Consider the following 18,839-nt stretch of genomic DNA (forward strand, 5'->3'; position numbering starts at 1 on the left):
GCCTCAATCCTTTTCCATGGTGCATTGCAACGGATGCTGATGCCGGCGCGCGGTATCAACGACCTGGGCCACCTTTGTTTCCGCCACTTCGTATGTGAACACGCCGCATACGCCCACACCGTGTTGGTGGACATGCAGCATGATCGTCGTCGCCTCTTCGCGCGACTTATGGAAGTACTGCTCAAGCACATAAACGACGAACTCCATGGGAGTGTAGTCGTCGTTGAGGAGCAGCACCCGGTAAAGAGACGGCTTCTGCGTCTTCGGCTTGGTCTGTGTGATGACCGCCGATTTTACGCCCGTCTCTTGATCACCTTGCTTTCGCTCGGCCATCGAACAGGTCTCCTCGGCGGTCACGGGACCGCCCTACAGATGGATTAGATATGGAAAAGACCGCCGTATGGAAGGGTCGAAATGGTCGCGCGATGCGAGTTCGTCCGAAAGGCCACAGTTTTTACCATGCTAACAGGGTGCCAGATGGGCGTCGGCCCTCAGGTTTTCAATCCTGAGCCGAGGATTTCCCGCGTAGGGCGCGTGCCGAGGTGAGGGCCAAGGCGCCGAATCGCGCCCGGATCGCGTCGGCGGTCTTCTCGCCGGCCAGGGTTCGGCGCTCGTCGCCGCCAAAGAAGTCATCCTCCACATCCTGCGGCTCGATCAGGTCGGTGATGCCGACGCCGATCAGGCGCCACGACCGGTTGGCGCCGCCCGACTTTAGTTCGGCGGCGAGAAGTTCCTTGCTGATCGCCAGGATGGACCGCGTGGTCTGGGTGGGGACGGGCAGGGTCTTGCGCCGGGTGATGATCTTGAAGTCGGCGCCCCGCAGTTTCAGCGTCACCACCCGGCCGGCCACATTGCCGGCCCGCGCCTGACGCCCGACCTTTTCCGCCAGCCAGGGCAATTGCTCCTCCAGGTCGCTTTGCTTGCGCAGGTCCTCGTTGAAGGTGGTCTCGGCGCTGATGGACTTGCGGACCTGGTCGGGGTTCACGACCCGGGTGTCGCGGCCATGGGCCAGGGCATGCAGGCGCAGGCCGTTGGGTCCGAAGCGCGCGGCCAGGTCCTTGATGTCGGCCCGGGCGATGTCGCCCACGGTGATGAAGTTGGAGCTTTCCAGGCTGGAGACCATGGCCGGCCCAACGCCCGGCAGGATGCCCACCGGCTTCTTGGCCAGGAAGTCGGCCGCCTCGGCCCCGATCACCGAGAATCCGCGCGGCTTGTCCAGGTCCGAGGCGATCTTGGCCAGAAACTTGTTGGCCGCCAGGCCAATGGAGACCGTGATCCCCACCTCTTCCTCTATGAGGGTCTGCAGGCGGGCCAGGGTTTCGGCCGGTGTGGCGCCATGCAGGCGCTCGGTCCCCGACAGGTCCATCCAGGCCTCGTCCAGGGACAGAGGCTGAACCAGGGGCGTCAGGTCGGCCATCATGGCCATGATCCGCCGGCTCTCGGTGCGGTACTTGGCGAAGTCCGGCTTGATGATCACCGCCTGGGGGCAGGCCTTGATGGCCTTGAACATCGGCATGGCCGAGCGCACCCCGTTGATGCGGGCGATGTAGCAACAGGTGGTCACCACCCCGCGCCGCCCGCCGCCGACGATCACCGGCAGGTCGCGCAGTTCCGGCCGGTCGCGCTTCTCCACCGAGGCGTAGAAGGCGTCGCAGTCCATGTGGGCGATGGAGAGGCTGTCGAGCTCGGCATGCGCCACGATCCGGGGCGAGCCACAGGTCGGGCAGCGGCGCTCGAAGTCGCCGCGGTGGAAGCAGTCGCGGCAAAGCGCGCTCACAGACCGATGTCCATGCGGATCATGGGCGCAGCATACCTGATTTGTTCCGCTAGCCGATGGCCTGTTCGATGGCGGCGCGGAGTTCGTCCCAGTCGTCGATGCGGGTGTGCAACTCAGGCTTGGCGGGCGCGAGTGGGCGCAGCCTGGGGTCGGCCACGTGTTGGAAACGGGTCACCAACGGCGCGGACTCCGCCACGGAGTCGAGATTGGAGATCAGGTCGTCGATGAACACCGCCGGCCCCGCGGCCTGCTCGGCCAGCCCCGCCGCCAGTGGCCCCTTGGGGCCGGTGTTGAGGATCAGGGGATAGTCCATGCCATGGCGCCCCAGCCAGCGGGCCCGCGCCAGGCGGGCGGGGCCCGGCGCATTGGTGAGGATGACGATACCAGCCTGTTCCGACAGCGATTGAAGGGCCTGGACGCCGCCCGGCGTCGGCGTCATGTCGCCGCAGCCGTATCGAAAGAAGTCCTCATAGTGCTTACGTCCGTCCTCGATCGCCAGGTGTTCGCTCTCGCCAGGCAGATAGATGTTCTGAAACAGCGCGAACTTGTCGACCCGGAACTCCAGGCCTCGGCCCTCCAGAAAGGTCCCAAAGCCTTGCATGAACAGGCCCAGCACCTCGTCGACGTCGACGATGAGGAGCGGACGGGTGGTGTCGACGCCCAGGTCAAGCAGTCTGGGCGCGCGGGGTGGTTCGGCCACGGAGCCTCCGGATGCGACTAACGCTGGCTTAAGGATATCCGTGAGATCAAGGGGCTCAAGGTGAGATCGGTTACCGATTCGCCAGACCAAGGATCGTCGGACGAAATGGCCAAGAAGGTCCTCATCGTCGAGGATAACGAGCTGAACATGAAGCTCTTTCATGATTTGCTCGATGCCCAAGGCTACGAAACGCTGCAGACCCGCGAGGGATTGCAGGCGCTGGCGCTCGCGCGGGAACACCGCCCGGACCTGATCCTGATGGACATCCAGCTCCCCGAAATCTCGGGCCTGGAGGTCACCAAGTGGCTCAAGGAAGATGACGAACTGGCCCACATACCCGTGGTCGCCGTCACCGCCTTCGCCATGAAGGGGGATGAGGAACGTATCCGGGAGGGCGGCTGCGAGGCCTACATCTCCAAACCCATTTCGGTGTCGCACTTCCTCGACACCATTCGCCGCCTGTTGGGTTAGCCGCCATGACCGCGCGCATCCTGGTTGTCGATGACATCGAGGCCAACGTCCGCCTCCTCGAAGCCAAGCTCTCGGCTGAGTACTACGAGGTGCTCATCGCCTATGACGGCCCGACGGCGCTGGCCATCGCCGCCAAGGAAAAGCCCGACATCGTCCTGCTGGACGTCATGATGCCCGGCATGGACGGCTTCCAGGTCTGCCGCCGGCTGAAGGACGATCCCGAGACCCGCCATGTGCCGGTGGTGCTGGTGACGGCCTTGGACGGCCGCGCCGACCGCATCGCCGGCCTTGAGGCCGGGGCCGACGAATTCCTCACCAAGCCCATCGACGACGTCATGCTGTTCGCCCGCGTGCGCAGTCTGACCCGCCTGAAGATGGTGATCGACGAACTGCGCGACCGCGAGGCCTCTGGCCGCCGCATGGGCGTGATCGCCGGCGCAGCCTCGCGCCTGGGCGGCACGGGCGGACGGGTGTTGATCGTCGACGATCACGAACGCCAGGCGCAGCGCGTCGCCGCCGAACTGGCTATCGAGCACCGGCCAATCATCGAGAGCGATCCGGAAAAGGCCCTGATGACCGCCAAGGGTCCGGTGGACCTGGTGATCGTCAACGCGGCCGCCAGATCCTTCGACGGCCTGCGCTTCACCGCCCAGCTCCGCTCCGATGAGGCGACCCGCCACCTGCCGGTCCTGGCCATCGTCGACTTCGACGAGCGCCAGCGCCTGGTGAAGGCCCTGGAAATCGGGGTCAACGACATCCTGACCAAGCCGATCGACCCACAGGAGCTGTCGGCCCGCGCCAAGACCCAGATCCGGCGCAAACGCTACACCGACTATCTGCGCGACAATCTCGACCACTCCCTGGAACTGGCGGTCACCGACCAGCTCACCGGCCTGCACAACCGCCGCTATATGGTGGGACAGCTGGAGGCCCTGGTGAAGCGCGCAAGCCTGGGGGGTGATCCTGTCGCCTGCCTGCTGATCGACATCGACCACTTCAAGAAGATCAACGACGGCTACGGCCACGATGTGGGCGACGAGGTGCTGCGCGAGTTCGCGGTGCGCCTGGCCTCCAATGTGCGCGCCATCGACCTGCCGTGCCGCTACGGCGGCGAGGAGTTCGTGGTGGTCATGCCCGACACCAAGATCGAGGACGCCGAGCGCATCGCCGAACGCATCCGGCTGCACGTGGCCGGCTCGCCCTTCCGGGTGATGAACGGCTCGGAGTTGCTGACCGTCACCATCTCCATCGGCGTGGCCGCGACGCTCGGGGCAGGGGACCGTCCCGAACCCCTGCTCAAGCGCGCCGACGAGGCCGTCTACGAGGCCAAGGCCTCGGGCCGCAACAAGGTCATCGCGAGAGCGGCCTGAGGCCGTGACGCCCTTCCGAAACTGACCTAGCGTCTCCCAAGAACAGGGAGTGAGCGCTCATGAGATACGCAAGGGTCCTGGCCGCGGCCGGGCTTGCCGCCGCCATTCTGGCCGGCCCCGCCGCCGCGCAGGGCGTGGAAGAGATCGTCGTCACCGCCTCGCGCCTGACCGAGTACGATCCCGCCCAGACCCCCAGCATCACCCTGGCCAAGAGGGCCGACAATCTCATCACCAAGGTGACGGTGGTCTGCGACACCCGTGATGAGAGCCAACGGCGCTCGGAGCTGAAGGCCACCCTGCGCAACCTCATCCGCGCGGCGGCCCAGGACAAGTCGATCACTTTGGGGATCGGCGACGAGGTGGTGACCGCCTTCGACGAGAGCATGCTGGACACCGTGATCGAGCCGGACGCCAAGGCCGACACCAGCCGGGCCACCCTGCTGGTCGAGACCGCCATCGCCGCGACCGACAGCTTTGACGGCGCGACGGGCCGCATCAGGGGCTTCGTGGAGCGCACTCCGAAGGTCGGCCGCACCGAGGTGCTGCTCAACAGCAGTTGGGAGTTGACCCTGGTTGGGCCGTCAAAATACCGCCCGGACGTCATCAAGCTGGTGTCGGAGGACGCTCAACGCGTCGCCGGAGCCTTCGGCGAGGGCTACGGCGTGGAGGTGCAGGGGCTGCACCTGCCGGTGTCCTGGTATCAGGCCGGGCCGTTGGATTTGGCGCTCTACATTCCGTACAAGCTGACGGTCAGGCCGATTAAGCCCTGACTGGAAACGAAAAACGCCCGGCTTGCGACCGGGCGTTTTGGAATCTCTTGTGGGTCGGCAGACCTACTTGATCTTGCCTTCCTTGAACTCGACGTGCTTGCGCACGACGGGATCGTACTTCTTCATGACCAGCTTGTCGGTCTTGGTGCGGGCATTCTTCTTCGTCACGTAGAAGAAGCCGGTGTCGGCCGACGAGTTCAGGCGGATCTTAATTGAGGCGGGCTTCGCCATGGTCGGTCCTCGCGCGGCCGGCTGCGCAGTCGCGCCGGCTGGGTTCTAAAGAGCCGCGGACAATACGAATCCCGAACCCAAAGTCAATCGGCCCCTACAGAATCCTTGCCTTCGTGGGTCCGGACCGGAAGCGCATGTAGGGGATCGACCGTTCCGGGTCCTCGAGGCGGGCCATCACCTCGGTGATCACCGAGCGGGTGACCATGGGTAGTTTGAGGTCGAGGGCCTCCTGGAAGTCGAACCAGGCGATCTCCTCCAGCTCTCCGCAGTCGGGCTGCCGCTCCAGGCTCACCAAGCGCTCGGCGTCGGCCATCAGGAACCAGGTGTCGAACCGCTTGGCCAGCATCGGCGGGGTCACCGCGCGGTAGACGAGGGACAGGGCCTCCAGGTCAGGCGCCGCGCCATGGGCCATGAACTCGCGCCAGGGGCCGAGGGCGGGGCGGGACTCCACCGGCTTGGCCAGCAGCAGGCCGGCCTCCTCGAAGGTCTCGCGGATCGCCGCCAGGCCCAGCGCGCGGGCCTTGCCCGCCGACACATAGGTTTGGAACTTGGCGGCCACCTCGGGACGGAGGTCGGTGGCGAAGGGGCCTTTGAAATCGGTCTTGTCGACCCGCCCGCCCGGGAAGACCCACAGGTTGGCCATGAAGTCGTGCCCGCCGTGGCGCTTGCCCATCAGCACGCGGGGCTTGGGGCCGTCGCGGCGGATGATGAAGAGTGTGGCGGCGTCGCGGGGTTTCACCGCCTTGACGCCGGGCTGGCGCACGCGATTGCCCTCGGTCGGGCGGGGAGCTTGGTCGGTCATGAAACGACTGTATGACCCGAGTCTCCGGCAGGAAACGGCGCCGTTGCGTCAAGCGCGATATTTGTGGCCGGCCTAGCGCCGCTTGCCCTTTCGCACCCCCTTCGGAGGGCCACCCTTTCGTTTGGCGTCGAAGGAGCCGGGCGCGCGGCGGATGGCCCCAATGCGGGGGCGGGCGGCGTTGGGGTCACGGGGCGCAGGCTCGCTGACCATCTCGAACAGCAGGCCCCCTGTTATAGGCGTTGCCTCCACCAGCTTGACCTCCACCTGCATGCCCAGCGGCCAGCGGGCGCCGGAGCGTTCCCCCACCAGGGCGTGGCTGCGGTCGTCGTGGATGAAGAACTCGCCCCCCAGCTTGGAGATCGGGACCAGGCCGTCGGCGCCGGTCTCGGCCAGGCGGATGAACAACCCGAACCGTGTCACTCCTGTGATGCGGCCCGCGAAGGTCGCGCCCACCCGGTCGGCCAGGAAGGCGGCCACGTAGCGATCGGTGGCGTCGCGCTCGGCGGCCATGGCCCGGCGCTCGGCCAGAGTGATCTGCTCGGCGGTGGACTTCATCTGGCTGATGTCCTGGTCGCTCAGGCCGTCGTCCCCCAGGCCCAGGGCGCGGATCAGACCCCGATGGACGATCAGGTCGGCATAGCGCCGGATCGGCGAGGTGAAGTGGGCGTAGCGCGCCAGGTTCAGACCGAAGTGGCCGATGTTCTCGGTGGAGTAGATCGCCTGCATCTGGCTGCGCAGCACCACCTCGTTGATGATGTCGGCGTTCGGGCCTTCGCGGGTCTCGGCCAGCAGCTTGTTGAAGCGGTCGGTGCGCGGCGCCTCGCCCTTGTTCCAGGGGATGTCCAGGGTGGCCAGGAACTCGGCCAGCGACTGGACCTTCTCCTGGCTGGGCGTGTCGTGGATCCGGTAGATCAGCGGGGTCTTCTTGGCCTCAAGCGTTTCGGCGGCGCAGACATTGGCCTGCACCATCATCTCCTCGATCAGCTTGTGGGCCTCCAGCGCCGCCCGGGGGGTGATGGCGGTGATCTCGCCCTCGGGATTGATCAGGATGCGGCGCTCGGCGCTTTCGATGGCCAGGGGCGAGCGGGCGAGGCGGCCCTGCAGCATGCACCGATAGGCGGCCCACAGGGGCTCCAGGATGGGCGCAAGGATCGGGCCGGTCACATCGTCGGGTTCGCCATCGACGGCCGCCTGGGCCTGCTCGTAGGAGAGCTTGGCGGCCGAGCGCATCAGGCCGCGCACGAAGCGGTGGCCTTTCTTGCGGCCCGACTTGTCGAACACCATCCGCACCGCGATGCAGGCGCGGTTCTCGCCCTCGCGCAGGGAGCATAGCCCCGCCGACAGCCGTTCGGGCAGCATCGGCTCGACCCGGTCGGGGAAGTAGACGCTGTTGGCCTTTTCCCGCGCCGTGACGTCCAGGGACGATCCGGGGCGCACGTAGGCGGCCACGTCGGCGATGGCGACCCAGACGATCCAGCCGCCCTTGTTTCCAGCGTCGTCGTCGGGCTCGGCATAGACGGCGTCGTCGTGGTCGCGGGCGTCCGGCGGGTCGATGGTCACAAGAGGGACCTGACGCAGGTCCTCGCGGCCCGTGAGCGTCGGTGGCTGGGCGGCTTCGGCCTCGGCTTCGGCGGCCGCCGGGAAGCCGGTCGGGATGCCGTGGGAGTAGATGGCGATCAGGGAGGCGGCGCGGGGCTGGTCCTCTCGGCCGACGACCTCCAGCAACTTGCCTCTCTTCGGTCCGTAGCGCTCCTCGGAGGTCCCCACCTGGGCCAGGACCAGGTCGCCGTCCCGCAGCTCCTGGGCCTTGGGATCGGTGAGGATCAGGCTTTCCTTGGACTTGCGGTCCACCGGCTCGACACGGACCTCGCGGTTGGATTTGCGGATGACGCCCAGGATCTTGTGAACGCTGGCGCCCAGCTTCTTGATCAGCCGGGCCTCGGTCTCGCCGTTCTCCAGGGTCTCGAAGCGCACCAGCAGCCGGTCGCCGACGCCGGGCGCCGCGCCGGCCGGGTCGCTGCGGCCAGGCGCCAGGCGCACCAGGGCGGTGTCGTCGCCCTTGGTCAGGCGGACCATCAGGTCGCCATCATTGTCCTTCTCGATGACATCCACCACGCCGACCGGGGGCAGGGCGCCGGCCTGGGCCAGGCCGCGGCGGCCGCGGCGGCCCAGGTCTCCGGCCTCCTGCAGCTCCTTGAGCATCTCGCGCAGGGCCTTGCGGTCGGCGCCCTTCAGCCCGAAGGCCTTGGCGATCTCGGCCTTGTCGGTCTCACCGGCCTCGCGGATGTACTTCAGCAGGGTTTCGCGGTCGGGAAGACCCTGGGTCGGCTTGGCGGCGGCGGACTTGAAGCGGGACGCCTTGGGCGCACGGGTCTTGGGCATGCCGTCTTGTAACGTGGAACGGCGCACCTCGCCTAGGTGAACCCTAGCCCGGCAGTCGCTCGAAGCTCGGGATGCCGGCCGGCACGTGGTGGAAGGCCTGCTGGTCCACCGTGAAGATCGCCATGCCCGGCGTGAAGACGCTGGGGTCGTCCAGGCTGCCGACCTTGAGGATCACCGCCGGGAAGCCCGGCGAGCGGGCCAGGATGTGGGAGCCGCACTCGGCGCAGAACTCCCGAGTCACCGGGTTTTCCAGATCGGCGCGGCTGAAGGTCTTGGGGGTCCCCTTGGTGTAGCGGAAGCTGGGGATCGGCATGGCGATGAACACATTGGGCGAGCCGCCGCTGATGTGCTGGCACTCCCGGCAATGGCACTGGGCCTGCATCATCGGCTCGCCCTCGGCCACATAGCGCAGGGCCCCGCAATAGCATCCGCCTTCGAGTTTCATGGGTCGTCCTCCCGTCTTGTTGGGTGAACTCTAGGCGCGGTGCGGGGGCTGTAAAGCCTGCCCCTCAGTCATCTTCGCGGAAGGTCCCCAGGCGGGTCAGCCCCTCGATGGTTGTCGCGCCCTCGACCTTGGTTACAGTCCGAACCGTCCCCACTGTGGTCGCCGCGATCTGCGCCGCCAAGGCTTCGGAGTGGGTGACCAGCCAGACCTGCGACCGCTCCGACGCCTGGCCCACCAGCCGCGCCAGGGGCGTCATCAGCGCCGGGTGCAGGCTGGACTCCGGCTCGTTCAGGGCCACGAAGGCCGGCAGCCGGTGGGCCATCAGGGCGCCGGCCAGGGCCAGGAACTTCAGGGTGCCGTCCGACAGTTCGGCGGCCTCGAACACGCGCTTGGGAAAGTCCGGGAAGCTCATGCCGAAACTGGCTGTGCGGTCCGGCTGCGGAACCACCAGCTTCGCGCCGGGGAAGGCCTGGTCGATCACCGCGTCCAGGTCGACGGTGTCCTGACGGATATGGGCCAGGGTGGCGAACACAGCGGCCAGGTTCGAACCGTCCGAGGCCAGGGTCGGTGTCGCCACCGCCGTACAGGGGCGGCGCAGGGGCGAGCCTGAGTCGGTGCGCAGGTCGTGATAGAACCGCCACTCCAGCAGGGTGCGGCGCACGATGTCCAGGCCCGGATACTTGCCGGGGTCCTCCAGCCGCGCCAGCACGGTCTCCGAGGCCAGCAGGTCGATATCCACCTCCTGCGGGCGGCCTTCCTCGTCGCGGGCCATCACCGAGGCGCCCTTGCGGTCCAGCAGCCGCACGGGCCGGCCGCCGCTGAGATAGGAGAGCTGCTCGGTCTTGATCTGCGGTTCGGTCTCGAAGGCCGGCGAGGTCGGGAAGGGGAAGCCCACCTCCACCTCATAGCGGTAACCGACGCCCGGCCGCCCCGGCATGGCCAGGTCCACGGAAAAGCTCATCCGCGCCGGCTGGTTCTTCTGCCGCGTGCCGGCCCAGAAGGCCGCCGCCATGCCCTCGCGGGCCAGCTCCGCGCCCAGGGTGTTGGACGCCGCCGCCCGCAGCAGCTCCAGGGCCCGATAGAGGTTGGACTTGCCGACGCCATTGGCGCCGACAAAGACCTCCAGGTTGGAGACCGGATAGGCGATGTGCCGAAGCGACCGGTAGCCCGAAGCGGAGAAGTCGCTGACGGGCAGCAGCATCGGTCTCTAGGCCTTTATCGCCTTCTTGGCCGCCGGCTTCTTGGCGGCGGGTTTCTTGGCCGCGGGCTTCTTCACCGCCGCCGTCGCGCCCGCCTCGGCCTTGGGCTTGGCCGCGGCCTTCGCCTTGGGAGCCACCTTGGCCTTCTTCGCCGGCTTCTTGCCGCCGCCCTTTTCCACGCGCTCGGCGATCAGCTTGACCGCCTCTTCGAGCGTCAGGTCCTGCGGGTCGGAGCCCTTGGGCACATTGGCGTTGGTGGAGCCATGCTTGATGTAGGGGCCGTAGCGGCCGGCCAGCACCTTCACAGGCTGCCCGTCCACCGGGTGCGCGCCCAGGTCCTTCAGGGCCGCGGACTCGCCGCGACCACCCCGGCCACCGGCGCGCTTCTCGGCCAGCAGGGTGACAGCGCGGTTCAGACCCACCTCGAACACCTCGTCGGCGGTGGGCAGGTTGGCATAGGTGCCGTTGTGCAGGACGAAGGGGCCGAACCGGCCGATGCCGGCGGTGATCATGATCCCGTCTTCCGGGTGGGCTCCCACCTCGCGGGGCAGGCGCAGCAGGCGCAGGCCCTTTTCCAGGTCCATCGCCGGCGCCGACCAGCCCTTGGGCAAGCTGGAGCGCTTGGGCTTCTCGCCGTCGCCCAGCTGGACGTAGGGACCAAAGCGGCCGGACTTCAGGAACACGATCTCGCCCGTCTCCGGATCGACCCCCAGTTCGCGGTCGCCGCTCTCACCCTCGGCGTCATCGGCCGACTGGGCGATGGGCCGGGTGTAGCGGCACTCCGGATAGTTTGAGCAGCCGATGAAGGCCCCGAACTTGCCGGTCTTGAGCGACAGCTGGCCCGCGCCGCAGGTGGGGCAGGCGCGCGGATCGGAGCCGTCCTCCTTCTGCGGGAAGATGTGGGGACCGAGCGCCTCGTTCAGGGCGTCCAGCACGTGGGTGACGCGCAGTTCGGCGATCTCGCCCACGGCGGCGTGGAAGTCCTGCCAGAACTCGCGCAGGAGGGCCTTCCAGTTCAGCTCGCCGGCCGAAACCAGGTCGAGCTTCTCCTCCAGGGCGGCGGTGAAGTCGTATTGGACGTAGCGGTTGAAGAACTGCTCCAGGAAGGCGGTGACCAGCCGTCCCTTGTCCTCGGGGATGAACCGGTTCTTGTCCATGCGGACGTATTCTCGGTCCCGCAGCACGGTCAGCACCGAGGCGTAGGTGGAGGGCCGGCCGATGCCCAGCTCTTCCATCTTCTTCACCAGGCTGGCTTCCGAATAGCGCGGCGGCGGTTCGGTGAAGTGCTGGTCGGCGCGGGCGGCGATCACCTTGGCGGCGGCGCCCTCGTTGACCTGAGGCAGGCGGCCGCTTTCCTCGTCGGCGTCGTCGTCGCGGCCTTCCTCGTAAACGGCCAGATAGCCGTCGAACAGGATCACCTGGCCGGTGGCGCGCAGGCCGGTCTTCCCGTCGGCGCTGTCCAGCTCGATGGTGGTCCGCTCGATGCGGGCGGCCTCCATCTGCGAAGCGATCATCCGCTTCCAGATCAGCTCATAGAGCCGGCCGAGGTCGCTCTCCAGCCGCAGGGAGCCGGGGTTGCGGGCCAGGCTGGTAGGGCGGATGGCTTCGTGCGCCTCCTGGGCGTTCTTGGCCTTGGTCTTGTAGATCCGGGCGGCTTCGGGAACGTAGTCCTTGCCGTAGACCCCGGCGATCACCTCGCGCGCCTCGTCCAGCGCCTCGGGCGCCGACTGCACGCCGTCGGTCCGCATATAGGTGATGAGACCCACGGTCTCGCCGCCGATGTCGATGCCTTCGTACAGCTTCTGTGCGGCCTGCATGGTGCGCTGGGTGGAGAAGCCCAGCTTGCGAGCGGCCTCCTGCTGCAGGGTTGAGGTGGTGAAGGGCGGGGCAGGCGACCGGCGCGCCGGCTTCTTTTCCACCGAGGCGATGGTCAGGGTCGCGCCGTCCACGGCGGCCTTGGCGGCGGTGGCGGTGGCCTCGTCGCCCAGGTCGAACTTGGTCAGCCGCTTGCCGTCATGCTTGACCATGCGAGCCAGGAAGGGGTCGCCCCCAGCGCTGACATCGGCCTCGACGGTCCAGTATTCCTGGTTCTTGAAGCGCTCGATCTCGATCTCGCGGTCCACCACCAGACGCAGCGACACCGACTGCACCCGGCCGGCCGAACGCGAGCCCGGCAGCTTGCGCCACAGCACCGGCGACAGGGTGAAGCCCACCAGATAGTCCAGGGCGCGGCGGGCCAGATAGGCCTCCACCAACTCCATATCGATGTCGCGAGGATGCTTCATCGCCTCGGTGACGGCCGACTTGGTGATGGCGTTGAACACCACCCGCTGGACGATCGCGCCTTTGACCGCCTTCTTCTTCTGGAGGACCTCGAGCACGTGCCAGGAGATGGCCTCACCCTCGCGGTCGGGGTCGGTGGCGAGGATGATCTTGTCGGCGCTCTTGGCGAAGTCGGCGATCTCGGAAAGACGCTTGGCGGATTTGGCGTCCACGTCCCAAAGCATCAGGAAGTCCTCGTCGGGCTTCACCGATCCGTCCTTGGCCGGCAGGTCGCGCACGTGGCCGTACGAGGCCAGGACCTTATAGTCCGAGCCCAGGTACTTGTTGATGGTTTTGGCCTTGGCCGGGCTCTCGACGACGACGAGGTTCATGCGGTTTTAAGGGTGGTCCAAGGGCCGAAGCGCCCGAAATTCAAGGGCCCGGAAGGTGGGGTGTCCACCTAGGGCGTGTCAACGGGCCGATTTCACTTCAAGCGTTACAATGGGAAGTTGTGATACAACCTTCACGCGCGTCGAGCGTTCGAATCTGTTAGGGTCTGGCATCAGACAGATGGAACAGTGGAACCCCAAGGGCTCGCCCCAGGCGGCCGTGACCTTCATTGAAGAGGTCTTGAACCAGTTGGCGGAATTGGCCGCCGCCAAGGGTTACCGGGCGCTCGCCACGACCCTGATGATGGCCGCGTTGGACGCCGCCCGGGCCGCCGCAGGGCCCCCGGACAAGCCCAGCTAGGCGCGCGACACCATGCCGCCGGGCAACAGTTCGGCGCGACCCGCCAGCGCAAGTTCCATCAAGGCCGCCAGAACCTGGGGCAGGGGCGCCCGCGCGGCGCGCACGATCTCATCGCGCGACACCGGGGTGGGGGAGAGAAGGTCGGCGATGGTCTCCCGCAGCTTTTCGGCTGCCACGTCGGTCAGCTCGGCCGACACGAGATAGCGGTCCTGCTCCGGCTCCCGGAACCCGCCGAACCCCTCCAACGCCCGCAGCACGTCCTCCGCACCTTCGCAGATCGCCGCGCCTTGGCGGATCAGGTCGTTGGTCCCCTTGGCGCGCGGGTCCAGCGGAGAGCCCGGCACAGCCAGCACCTCACGCCCCTGTTCATTGGCCAGGCGGGCGGTGATCAGCGAGCCGGAGCGGATTTCCGCCTCCACCACGACGACGGCCCGTGACAGCCCCGAGATGATCCGGTTGCGGCGGGGGAAGTCCTTGGCCTGGGCGGTCTGCCGCGGCCGGCTCTCGGAGACCACGCAGCCGGTCTCGAGGATGCGGGCGTGCAGGTCGCGGTGCTCCGGCGGATAGATGTCGGCGATCCCGCCGCCTAGGACGGCGATGGTCCCGGTGGCCAGGCTGCCCTCGTGCGCCGCGCCGTCGACGCCGCGCGCGAGGCCCGAGACGATGACCTGGCCGGCCTGTCCGAGTTCGGACGCCAGACCGCGCGCGAACCTCTGACCGGCGGCCGACGCCACCCGCGCGCCGACGATGGCCACGATGGAGCGTTGCAGCAGGCTGGCGTCACCCCAGACCCAGAGCAGGGGCGGCGGCGGATCCAGCGCCGCCAGGGCCTGCGGGAACTCCGCCTCGCAGGCGCAGAGTAACCGCGCGCCCAGCGCCGCGCCCTCGGCCAGTTCGGCCTCGATATCCTCGATGGAGGGCACGCCCAGGGGCGACACCCGCCCGCCGCGCCGCGCCAGGTCGGGGAGGGCGGCCAGCGCCAGAGACGCCTCGCCATAGCGGGTGATCAGCTGGTCGAAGGTGACCGGCCCCACATTCTCGGTGCGCGCCAGCCGCAGCCAGTCGCGTCGCCCGGCCTCGGTCAGCGGTCGGCTCAAGCGGCGTCCTTCTTGCCGCCGCCGATGCGGGGCTCTTCGCCCTTCAGCAGGCGGCGGATGTTGTCGGCGTGGCGGAAGAACACCAGCACCGCCATGAACAGGGTCAGATAGATGATCGGCAGGCCCCGGTGGAAGACGAAGGCGAAGACCGGCGCCAGGGCCACGGCCGTCAGGCCCGCCAGGGACGAAATGCGGAACAGGAAGGCTACCGCGAGCCAGGTGGCGCCCGCCGCCATGCCCACCGGCCAGGCCGCCGCCAGCAGGGTGCCGAAGAAGGTGGCCACCCCCTTGCCGCCCTTGAACTTCAGCCAGACCGGGAACAGGTGCCCCAGGAAGGCGCTTGCTGCGGCCAGGGCGACCAGGACCGCCTGGGCCTCCTTGGGACCGTCCTTCGTCGCCAGCCAGGCGATCAGCACCGCCACCGCGCCCTTGCCGCCGTCGCCGAGCAGGGTGATGGCCGCCAGATCCTTGCGGCCGGTGCGCAGGACATTGGTCGCCCCGATGCTGCCCGAGCCGATGCTGCGCACGTCGCCCGCGCCGCCGAGCCGGGTGGCGATGACGCCGAAGGGAATGGAGCCCAGCAGATAGCCCCCGACGATGGCGGCGCCGATCAGCACCGGACTGAGTGACTCGAACATGTGGTTTCCCCCTGTTGCGGGAAACCTAGCCGCCCGGAGCGGCTTCGTCATCCAGCAGCGCGCGCACGCTCGCGGCCAGGGCGGCGATGTCCACCGGACCGGTGGTGTCCACCTCGATCACCGGGCCCAAGCCGACCGGACCATCGTATTCCGCCAGCAGGGCGGGGGGCAGGTCGCGCAGGGTATGGATGGCGTGACGGTTTCCGATCACCGAGCGGGCGGAATAGCGCCGGCTCGCTTCCTCCGGCGGGCAGCGGCAATAGACCTCCACCAGCCGGCCGCCCAGGCCGCTTAGCATGCGGCGCTCATAGGGGTTCTTCGGCCGGAAATTGGCCTCCAGCAAGACGGCTGGGGACAGGGCCGCAAGCGTCCAGATCAGTTCCATGGACGCGCTGCCCAGCGCCTTGGTCCAGACCTCCGGCTCGGCCCGCTGCCCCAGAACGTCGGCCAGCCGCTCCTTGATGACGTCCTTGGAGAGCAGGGGCAGGGCGAGCGCCTCGGCGAGTGGCAGGGCCAGGGTCGTCTTTCCCGCGCCGGGCGCGCCGGAGACCATGACCACTTGCCGCATCGCTCAGACCTCTTGCGCCAGGGCGGCGGTCAGGGCCGCCAGCGCCGCCTCGTCGCGCCGGTAGAAGGTCCACTGCTTGATCCGCTTGGGCGTCACCAGCCCCGCCTGGGTCAGGACCCGCATATGCTCTGACAGCGTCGGCTGGCTGACCCCCAGCTTCTCGGCGATCCGCACGCCGCAGACCCCGTCCTCCACGAGGTCCCCGTCCACCTGCGGCGGGAAATTGGCGCGGGGGTCCTTCAGCCAGGCCAGGATTTGCAGGCGCCGGTCGTTACCCAGGGCCTTGAAGGCAAGTGCGTTCGTCATATCGCCAATTGGCTAAGTTTCAGCCCAAGCCTAGGTCGCGGCGCGGGCGCAGACAACCTCAGACCCGGTAGACCACCCGGCCGTCCACCAGGGTCATGCGGATCTCGCCCTGCAAACGCCGCCCGTCGAAGGGGGAGTTCTTGGACTTCGAGCGCAGCTTGTCGGCGTCGATGACGATGGGGGCGTTCAGGTCGCACAGCACCAAGTCTGCGGGCGCGCCCTTGGAGAGCGTCCCGGCGTTCAGGCCCAGCAGTTGGGCGGGCTTGCTAGTCACCGCCCGCATCAGGTCGATCAGCGGGATGCGCTCGTCGTGATGGAAGGCCAGGAGGGCCGGCAGCAGGGTCTGTAGCCCAATGGCGCCCGGCGCGGCCTCGTCATAGGGCAGGCGCTTATCCTCCGCGGGCGCCGGAGCGTGGGCCGAGACCACGATGTCGATCAGCCCCGTCGCCAGCGCCTCGATCACCGCCTGGCGGTCATCCTCGCTGCGCACCGGCGGGTCGAACTTCATGAAGGTGCGGTAGTCGCCGATGTCCAATTCGTTGAAGGACAGGTGGTTGATCGAGGTGGTCGCCGTGATCGGCAGGCCCTTGGCCTTGCCCCGCGCCAGGGTCTCCAGGGCGCAGGCGGTGGTCACCTGGTCCACCAGGAACGGGGCGCCGGTCATCTCGACGAGGGCCAGGTCCCGCTCCAGCATGATCTTCTCGGCGAAGGCCGGGACGCTGGGCAGACCCATGCGTCCGGCGAACTCGCCCTCGGTGGCGGCCGCCCCGGCGCTCAGCCAGGGATCGGCCGGACGGTGGGCCACCAGCACGCCGAAGCTCTTGGCGTAGGCCAGCACCCGGCGCAGCACCTTGGAGTCGACGATGGGCCGGTCGGCGTCGGTGACATAGACGCAGCCTGCCTCCGCCATCAGGCCGATCTCGGCCATCCGCTCGCCGCGCGCGCCCTTGGTGGCGGCGCCGGCCGGATAGACGTGAACCAGCTCGATGTCGCGGGTTCGACGCAGGATGAAGTCCACCACCGAGGCCTCGTCGATCACCGGGTCGGTGTCGGGCTGCAGCACGATGGAGGTGACCCCGCCGGCCGCCGCGGCCAGGCCCGCCGACTTGAGCGTCTCCTTGGTCTCCGATCCCGGCTCGCCGGTCTTGACCCGCAGGTCCACCAGGCCCGGCGCCAGCATCGCGCCTCGGGCGTCGATGATCTCGATGTCCTGCGACAGGCTCCCCAGGTCGCCGCCGTGGCGGACGTCGGCGATCTTGCCGTCGCGGACCAGCAGGGCGCCGGGGCCGTCCCAGCCGCTGGCCGGGTCGACGATGCGGGCATTGATGAAGGCGGTCGGCTGCGCGCTCATAGTTCCTGCCGTCCGATCCATTTCTCCACCACCGGCGGCTTGTAGACCGCCAGTCCGTCCAGCATCTCGCCCACGTCGGACCGGAAGATCAGCATGTCGCGATGGGGCGCCTTCAGGAACGCCTCGCCCACGGCGTGGTCCACGAAGGCCTTCAGGTGATCGAAATAGCCCAGCACGTTCAGGAACCCCGCCGGCTTGGCGTGGAAACCCAGTTGGCCCCAGGTCCAGATTTCGAAAATCTCTTCCATGGTGCCGACGCCGCCGGGCAGGGCGACGAAGCCGTCGGCCATCTCCGCCATCCGCGCCTTGCGCTCGTGCATGGAGGGCACGACGTCCAGCCGGGTGAGGCCGGTGTGGGCGATCTCCTTGTCCATCAAGGCCTCGGGCATCACCCCGAACACCTTGCCCCCGGCCGCCAGGGCCGCGTCGGCCATGCCGCCCATCAGTCCGACCTTGGCCCCGCCATAGACCAGCGCCAGGCCGCGGCCGGCAATGGCCGCGCCCATGGCGCGCGCAGCCGCCATATAGGCCGGGTCCCCGCCGGGGCTCGCGCCGCAGAACACGCCCACGGATTTCATCAGGTGTTGTCCAGCCGCGCGGCCATGGAGGCCAGCACCGCCATCCGCGCGGCCACTCCCATCTCCACCTGATCCTGGATCAGGCTGACCGACAGGTCGTCGGCGACGTCTGAATCGATCTCCACGCCCCGGTTCATCGGGCCGGGATGCATAACGCGGACGCCGGGTGCCGCATGGGCCAGCTTCTCGCGGTCGAGGCCGTAGAACCGGAAATACTCCCGCTGCGACGGGGCCATCACCCCGTCCATCCGCTCCAGCTGCAGGCGCAGCATCATCACCACGTCGCAGCCCTCGATGCCTTCGCGCATGTTGTGGAACACCTGGGCCTTCCAGCGGTCGACGGCGGCCGGCATCAGGGTCGGCGGCCCCACCAGCCGCACCTCGGCGCCCAGCATCTGCAGCAGGCTGACATTGGACCGCGCTACCCGGCTGTGCAGGACATCCCCGCAGATGGCGACGCGCAGGCCGGCGATCCGGCCGAAGGCGCGACGCATGGACAGGGCGTCCAGCAGGGCCTGGGTCGGGTGCTCATGCTGGCCGTCGCCGGCGTTGATCACCGAGCAGGTGACCTTCTGCGCCAACAGGCTGGCCGCGCCGGAGGAGGCGTGGCGCACCACCAGCAGATCGGGCTGCATGGCGTTCAGCGTCACGGCGGTGTCGATCAGGGTCTCGCCCTTGGAGATCGACGAGGACCGTGGGCTCATGTTGACGACGTCCGCCCCCAGCCGCTTGCCGGCCAGTTCGAAGGAGCTCTGGGTCCGCGTCGAATTCTCGAAGAAGAGATTCATCAGCGTCCTGCCTTTAAGCAGGTCGAGCTTCTTGGAGGTTTGCCGGTTGAGCGACACGAAGCCGTCGGCGAGGTCGAGGAGGTTTGCCACCTCCACCTCGTTCAGATCGAGCACCGATAGGAAGTGTCGCCGCGGGAACGGGAAGGTTCTTCCGAGAACCTCGTTCAGACCAGGGGGCAGGGTTGTCATTAAAGGCGCGTCGTAGCGGAGCCCGCGTTTGATCACAAGGGCAGGGGGATTCCACGCACAGCTAAGTGTGCCATCGCGGTCACTGCTTCTGAAGCGCCTTGTCGTCAGACGTGAGGTTGCTAAGCAAAATCTCGTCACTTAAGGTTGCTGCGCTGGTGGGCGGGG

General features: G+C 67.9%; 20 protein-coding genes. 4 read left to right on the forward strand and 16 right to left on the reverse strand.

What is annotated here, in order from left to right:
• Window positions 1-3 precede the first annotated feature (3 nt).
• The 3 genes from clpS to JKL49_RS09835 all read right to left on the reverse strand — a co-directional run bounded on the left by clpS (window position 4) and on the right by JKL49_RS09835 (window position 2,477).
• Window positions 4-333 (reverse strand): ATP-dependent Clp protease adapter ClpS, encoded by a 330-nt coding sequence (gene clpS / locus JKL49_RS09825; protein ID WP_215340028.1) that lies wholly within the window; start codon window positions 331-333, stop codon window positions 4-6.
• A gap of 166 nt (window positions 334-499) precedes the next feature.
• Complete coding sequence (locus JKL49_RS09830) at window positions 500-1,777, reverse strand: DNA polymerase IV (RefSeq protein WP_215340029.1); 1,278 nt, start codon at window positions 1,775-1,777, stop codon at window positions 500-502.
• Window positions 1,778-1,826: 49 nt separating this feature from the next.
• Window positions 1,827-2,477 carry a hypothetical protein gene (locus tag JKL49_RS09835; RefSeq protein WP_347340368.1) on the reverse strand — a complete coding sequence of 217 codons (651 nt, stop codon included), beginning with the start codon at window positions 2,475-2,477 and terminating at the stop codon, window positions 1,827-1,829.
• Between the two features lie 105 nt (window positions 2,478-2,582).
• On the opposite strand from JKL49_RS09835, the gene JKL49_RS09840 reads away from it, so the two are divergent.
• Genes JKL49_RS09840 through JKL49_RS09850 form a run of 3 tightly spaced genes read left to right on the forward strand, consistent with a single transcriptional unit; the run spans window position 2,583 to window position 5,088 of the window.
• Window positions 2,583-2,948 (forward strand): response regulator, encoded by a 366-nt coding sequence (locus JKL49_RS09840; RefSeq protein ID WP_215340030.1) that lies wholly within the window; start codon window positions 2,583-2,585, stop codon window positions 2,946-2,948.
• A gap of 5 nt (window positions 2,949-2,953) precedes the next feature.
• On the forward strand, window positions 2,954-4,318 hold the full coding sequence (locus JKL49_RS09845) for a PleD family two-component system response regulator (RefSeq protein ID WP_215340031.1): 1,365 nt from the start codon (window positions 2,954-2,956) through the stop codon (window positions 4,316-4,318).
• A gap of 59 nt (window positions 4,319-4,377) precedes the next feature.
• A complete protein-coding gene (locus JKL49_RS09850) occupies window positions 4,378-5,088 on the forward strand; it encodes a hypothetical protein (RefSeq protein ID WP_215340032.1) in 711 nt (236 codons plus the stop codon).
• 63 nt (window positions 5,089-5,151) lie between these two features.
• Here JKL49_RS09850 and rpmG read toward each other — a convergent pair whose 3' ends face one another.
• The 6 genes from rpmG to topA all read right to left on the reverse strand — a co-directional run bounded on the left by rpmG (window position 5,152) and on the right by topA (window position 12,801).
• Window positions 5,152-5,319 (reverse strand): 50S ribosomal protein L33, encoded by a 168-nt coding sequence (gene rpmG, locus JKL49_RS09855; RefSeq protein WP_215340033.1) that lies wholly within the window; start codon window positions 5,317-5,319, stop codon window positions 5,152-5,154.
• 94 nt (window positions 5,320-5,413) lie between these two features.
• The gene (locus JKL49_RS09860; protein WP_215340034.1) at window positions 5,414-6,121 is read right to left on the reverse strand and encodes an NUDIX hydrolase; all 708 of its coding nucleotides are present in this window, start codon (window positions 6,119-6,121) and stop codon (window positions 5,414-5,416) included.
• A 72-nt stretch (window positions 6,122-6,193) separates the two neighbouring features.
• Complete coding sequence (gene rnr, locus JKL49_RS09865) at window positions 6,194-8,503, reverse strand: ribonuclease R (protein ID WP_215340035.1); 2,310 nt, start codon at window positions 8,501-8,503, stop codon at window positions 6,194-6,196.
• A 43-nt stretch (window positions 8,504-8,546) separates the two neighbouring features.
• Window positions 8,547-8,948 (reverse strand): GFA family protein, encoded by a 402-nt coding sequence (locus JKL49_RS09870; RefSeq protein WP_215340036.1) that lies wholly within the window; start codon window positions 8,946-8,948, stop codon window positions 8,547-8,549.
• A gap of 64 nt (window positions 8,949-9,012) precedes the next feature.
• Entirely contained in the window at window positions 9,013-10,149 is a 1,137-nt protein-coding gene (locus JKL49_RS09875; RefSeq protein WP_215340037.1) for an AAA family ATPase, read from the reverse strand.
• Between the two features lie 6 nt (window positions 10,150-10,155).
• Window positions 10,156-12,801, reverse strand: coding sequence for a type I DNA topoisomerase (topA, locus tag JKL49_RS09880; RefSeq protein ID WP_215340038.1), 2,646 nt, complete (start codon window positions 12,799-12,801; stop codon window positions 10,156-10,158).
• A 178-nt stretch (window positions 12,802-12,979) separates the two neighbouring features.
• Here topA and JKL49_RS09885 point away from each other — a divergent pair, with 178 nt between their 5' ends.
• Window positions 12,980-13,159 carry a hypothetical protein gene (locus tag JKL49_RS09885; protein WP_215340039.1) on the forward strand — a complete coding sequence of 60 codons (180 nt, stop codon included), beginning with the start codon at window positions 12,980-12,982 and terminating at the stop codon, window positions 13,157-13,159.
• Here JKL49_RS09885 and dprA read toward each other — a convergent pair.
• The 7 genes from dprA to JKL49_RS09920 are packed head-to-tail and all read right to left on the reverse strand — an operon-like array spanning window position 13,156 to window position 18,674.
• Entirely contained in the window at window positions 13,156-14,256 is a 1,101-nt protein-coding gene (gene dprA / locus JKL49_RS09890; RefSeq protein ID WP_215340040.1) for a DNA-processing protein DprA, read from the reverse strand. The genes JKL49_RS09885 and dprA overlap by 4 nt on opposite strands.
• Window positions 14,253-14,894, reverse strand: a complete 642-nt coding sequence (plsY, locus tag JKL49_RS09895) for a glycerol-3-phosphate 1-O-acyltransferase PlsY (RefSeq protein WP_215340041.1) — start codon at window positions 14,892-14,894, stop codon at window positions 14,253-14,255. The genes dprA and plsY overlap by 4 nt, the downstream gene beginning before the upstream one ends.
• 25 nt (window positions 14,895-14,919) lie before the next feature.
• The gene (locus JKL49_RS09900; RefSeq protein WP_215340042.1) at window positions 14,920-15,462 is read right to left on the reverse strand and encodes an AAA family ATPase; all 543 of its coding nucleotides are present in this window, start codon (window positions 15,460-15,462) and stop codon (window positions 14,920-14,922) included.
• A gap of 3 nt (window positions 15,463-15,465) precedes the next feature.
• Entirely contained in the window at window positions 15,466-15,768 is a 303-nt protein-coding gene (locus JKL49_RS09905) for an ArsR/SmtB family transcription factor (protein ID WP_215340043.1), read from the reverse strand.
• Between the two features lie 58 nt (window positions 15,769-15,826).
• Complete coding sequence (gene pyrC / locus JKL49_RS09910) at window positions 15,827-17,119, reverse strand: dihydroorotase (RefSeq protein ID WP_215340044.1); 1,293 nt, start codon at window positions 17,117-17,119, stop codon at window positions 15,827-15,829.
• Complete coding sequence (locus JKL49_RS09915) at window positions 17,116-17,697, reverse strand: LOG family protein (RefSeq protein WP_215340045.1); 582 nt, start codon at window positions 17,695-17,697, stop codon at window positions 17,116-17,118. The genes pyrC and JKL49_RS09915 overlap by 4 nt, the downstream gene beginning before the upstream one ends.
• Window positions 17,697-18,674: an aspartate carbamoyltransferase catalytic subunit gene (locus JKL49_RS09920; protein WP_215340046.1), complete on the reverse strand. Its 978-nt coding sequence runs from the start codon at window positions 18,672-18,674 to the stop codon at window positions 17,697-17,699. The genes JKL49_RS09915 and JKL49_RS09920 overlap by 1 nt, the downstream gene beginning before the upstream one ends.
• Between the last annotated feature and the right edge of the window lie 165 nt (window positions 18,675-18,839).

Origin of the sequence: Phenylobacterium glaciei (assembly GCF_016772415.1) — a bacterium.
GTDB lineage: Bacteria > Pseudomonadota > Alphaproteobacteria > Caulobacterales > Caulobacteraceae > Phenylobacterium > Phenylobacterium glaciei.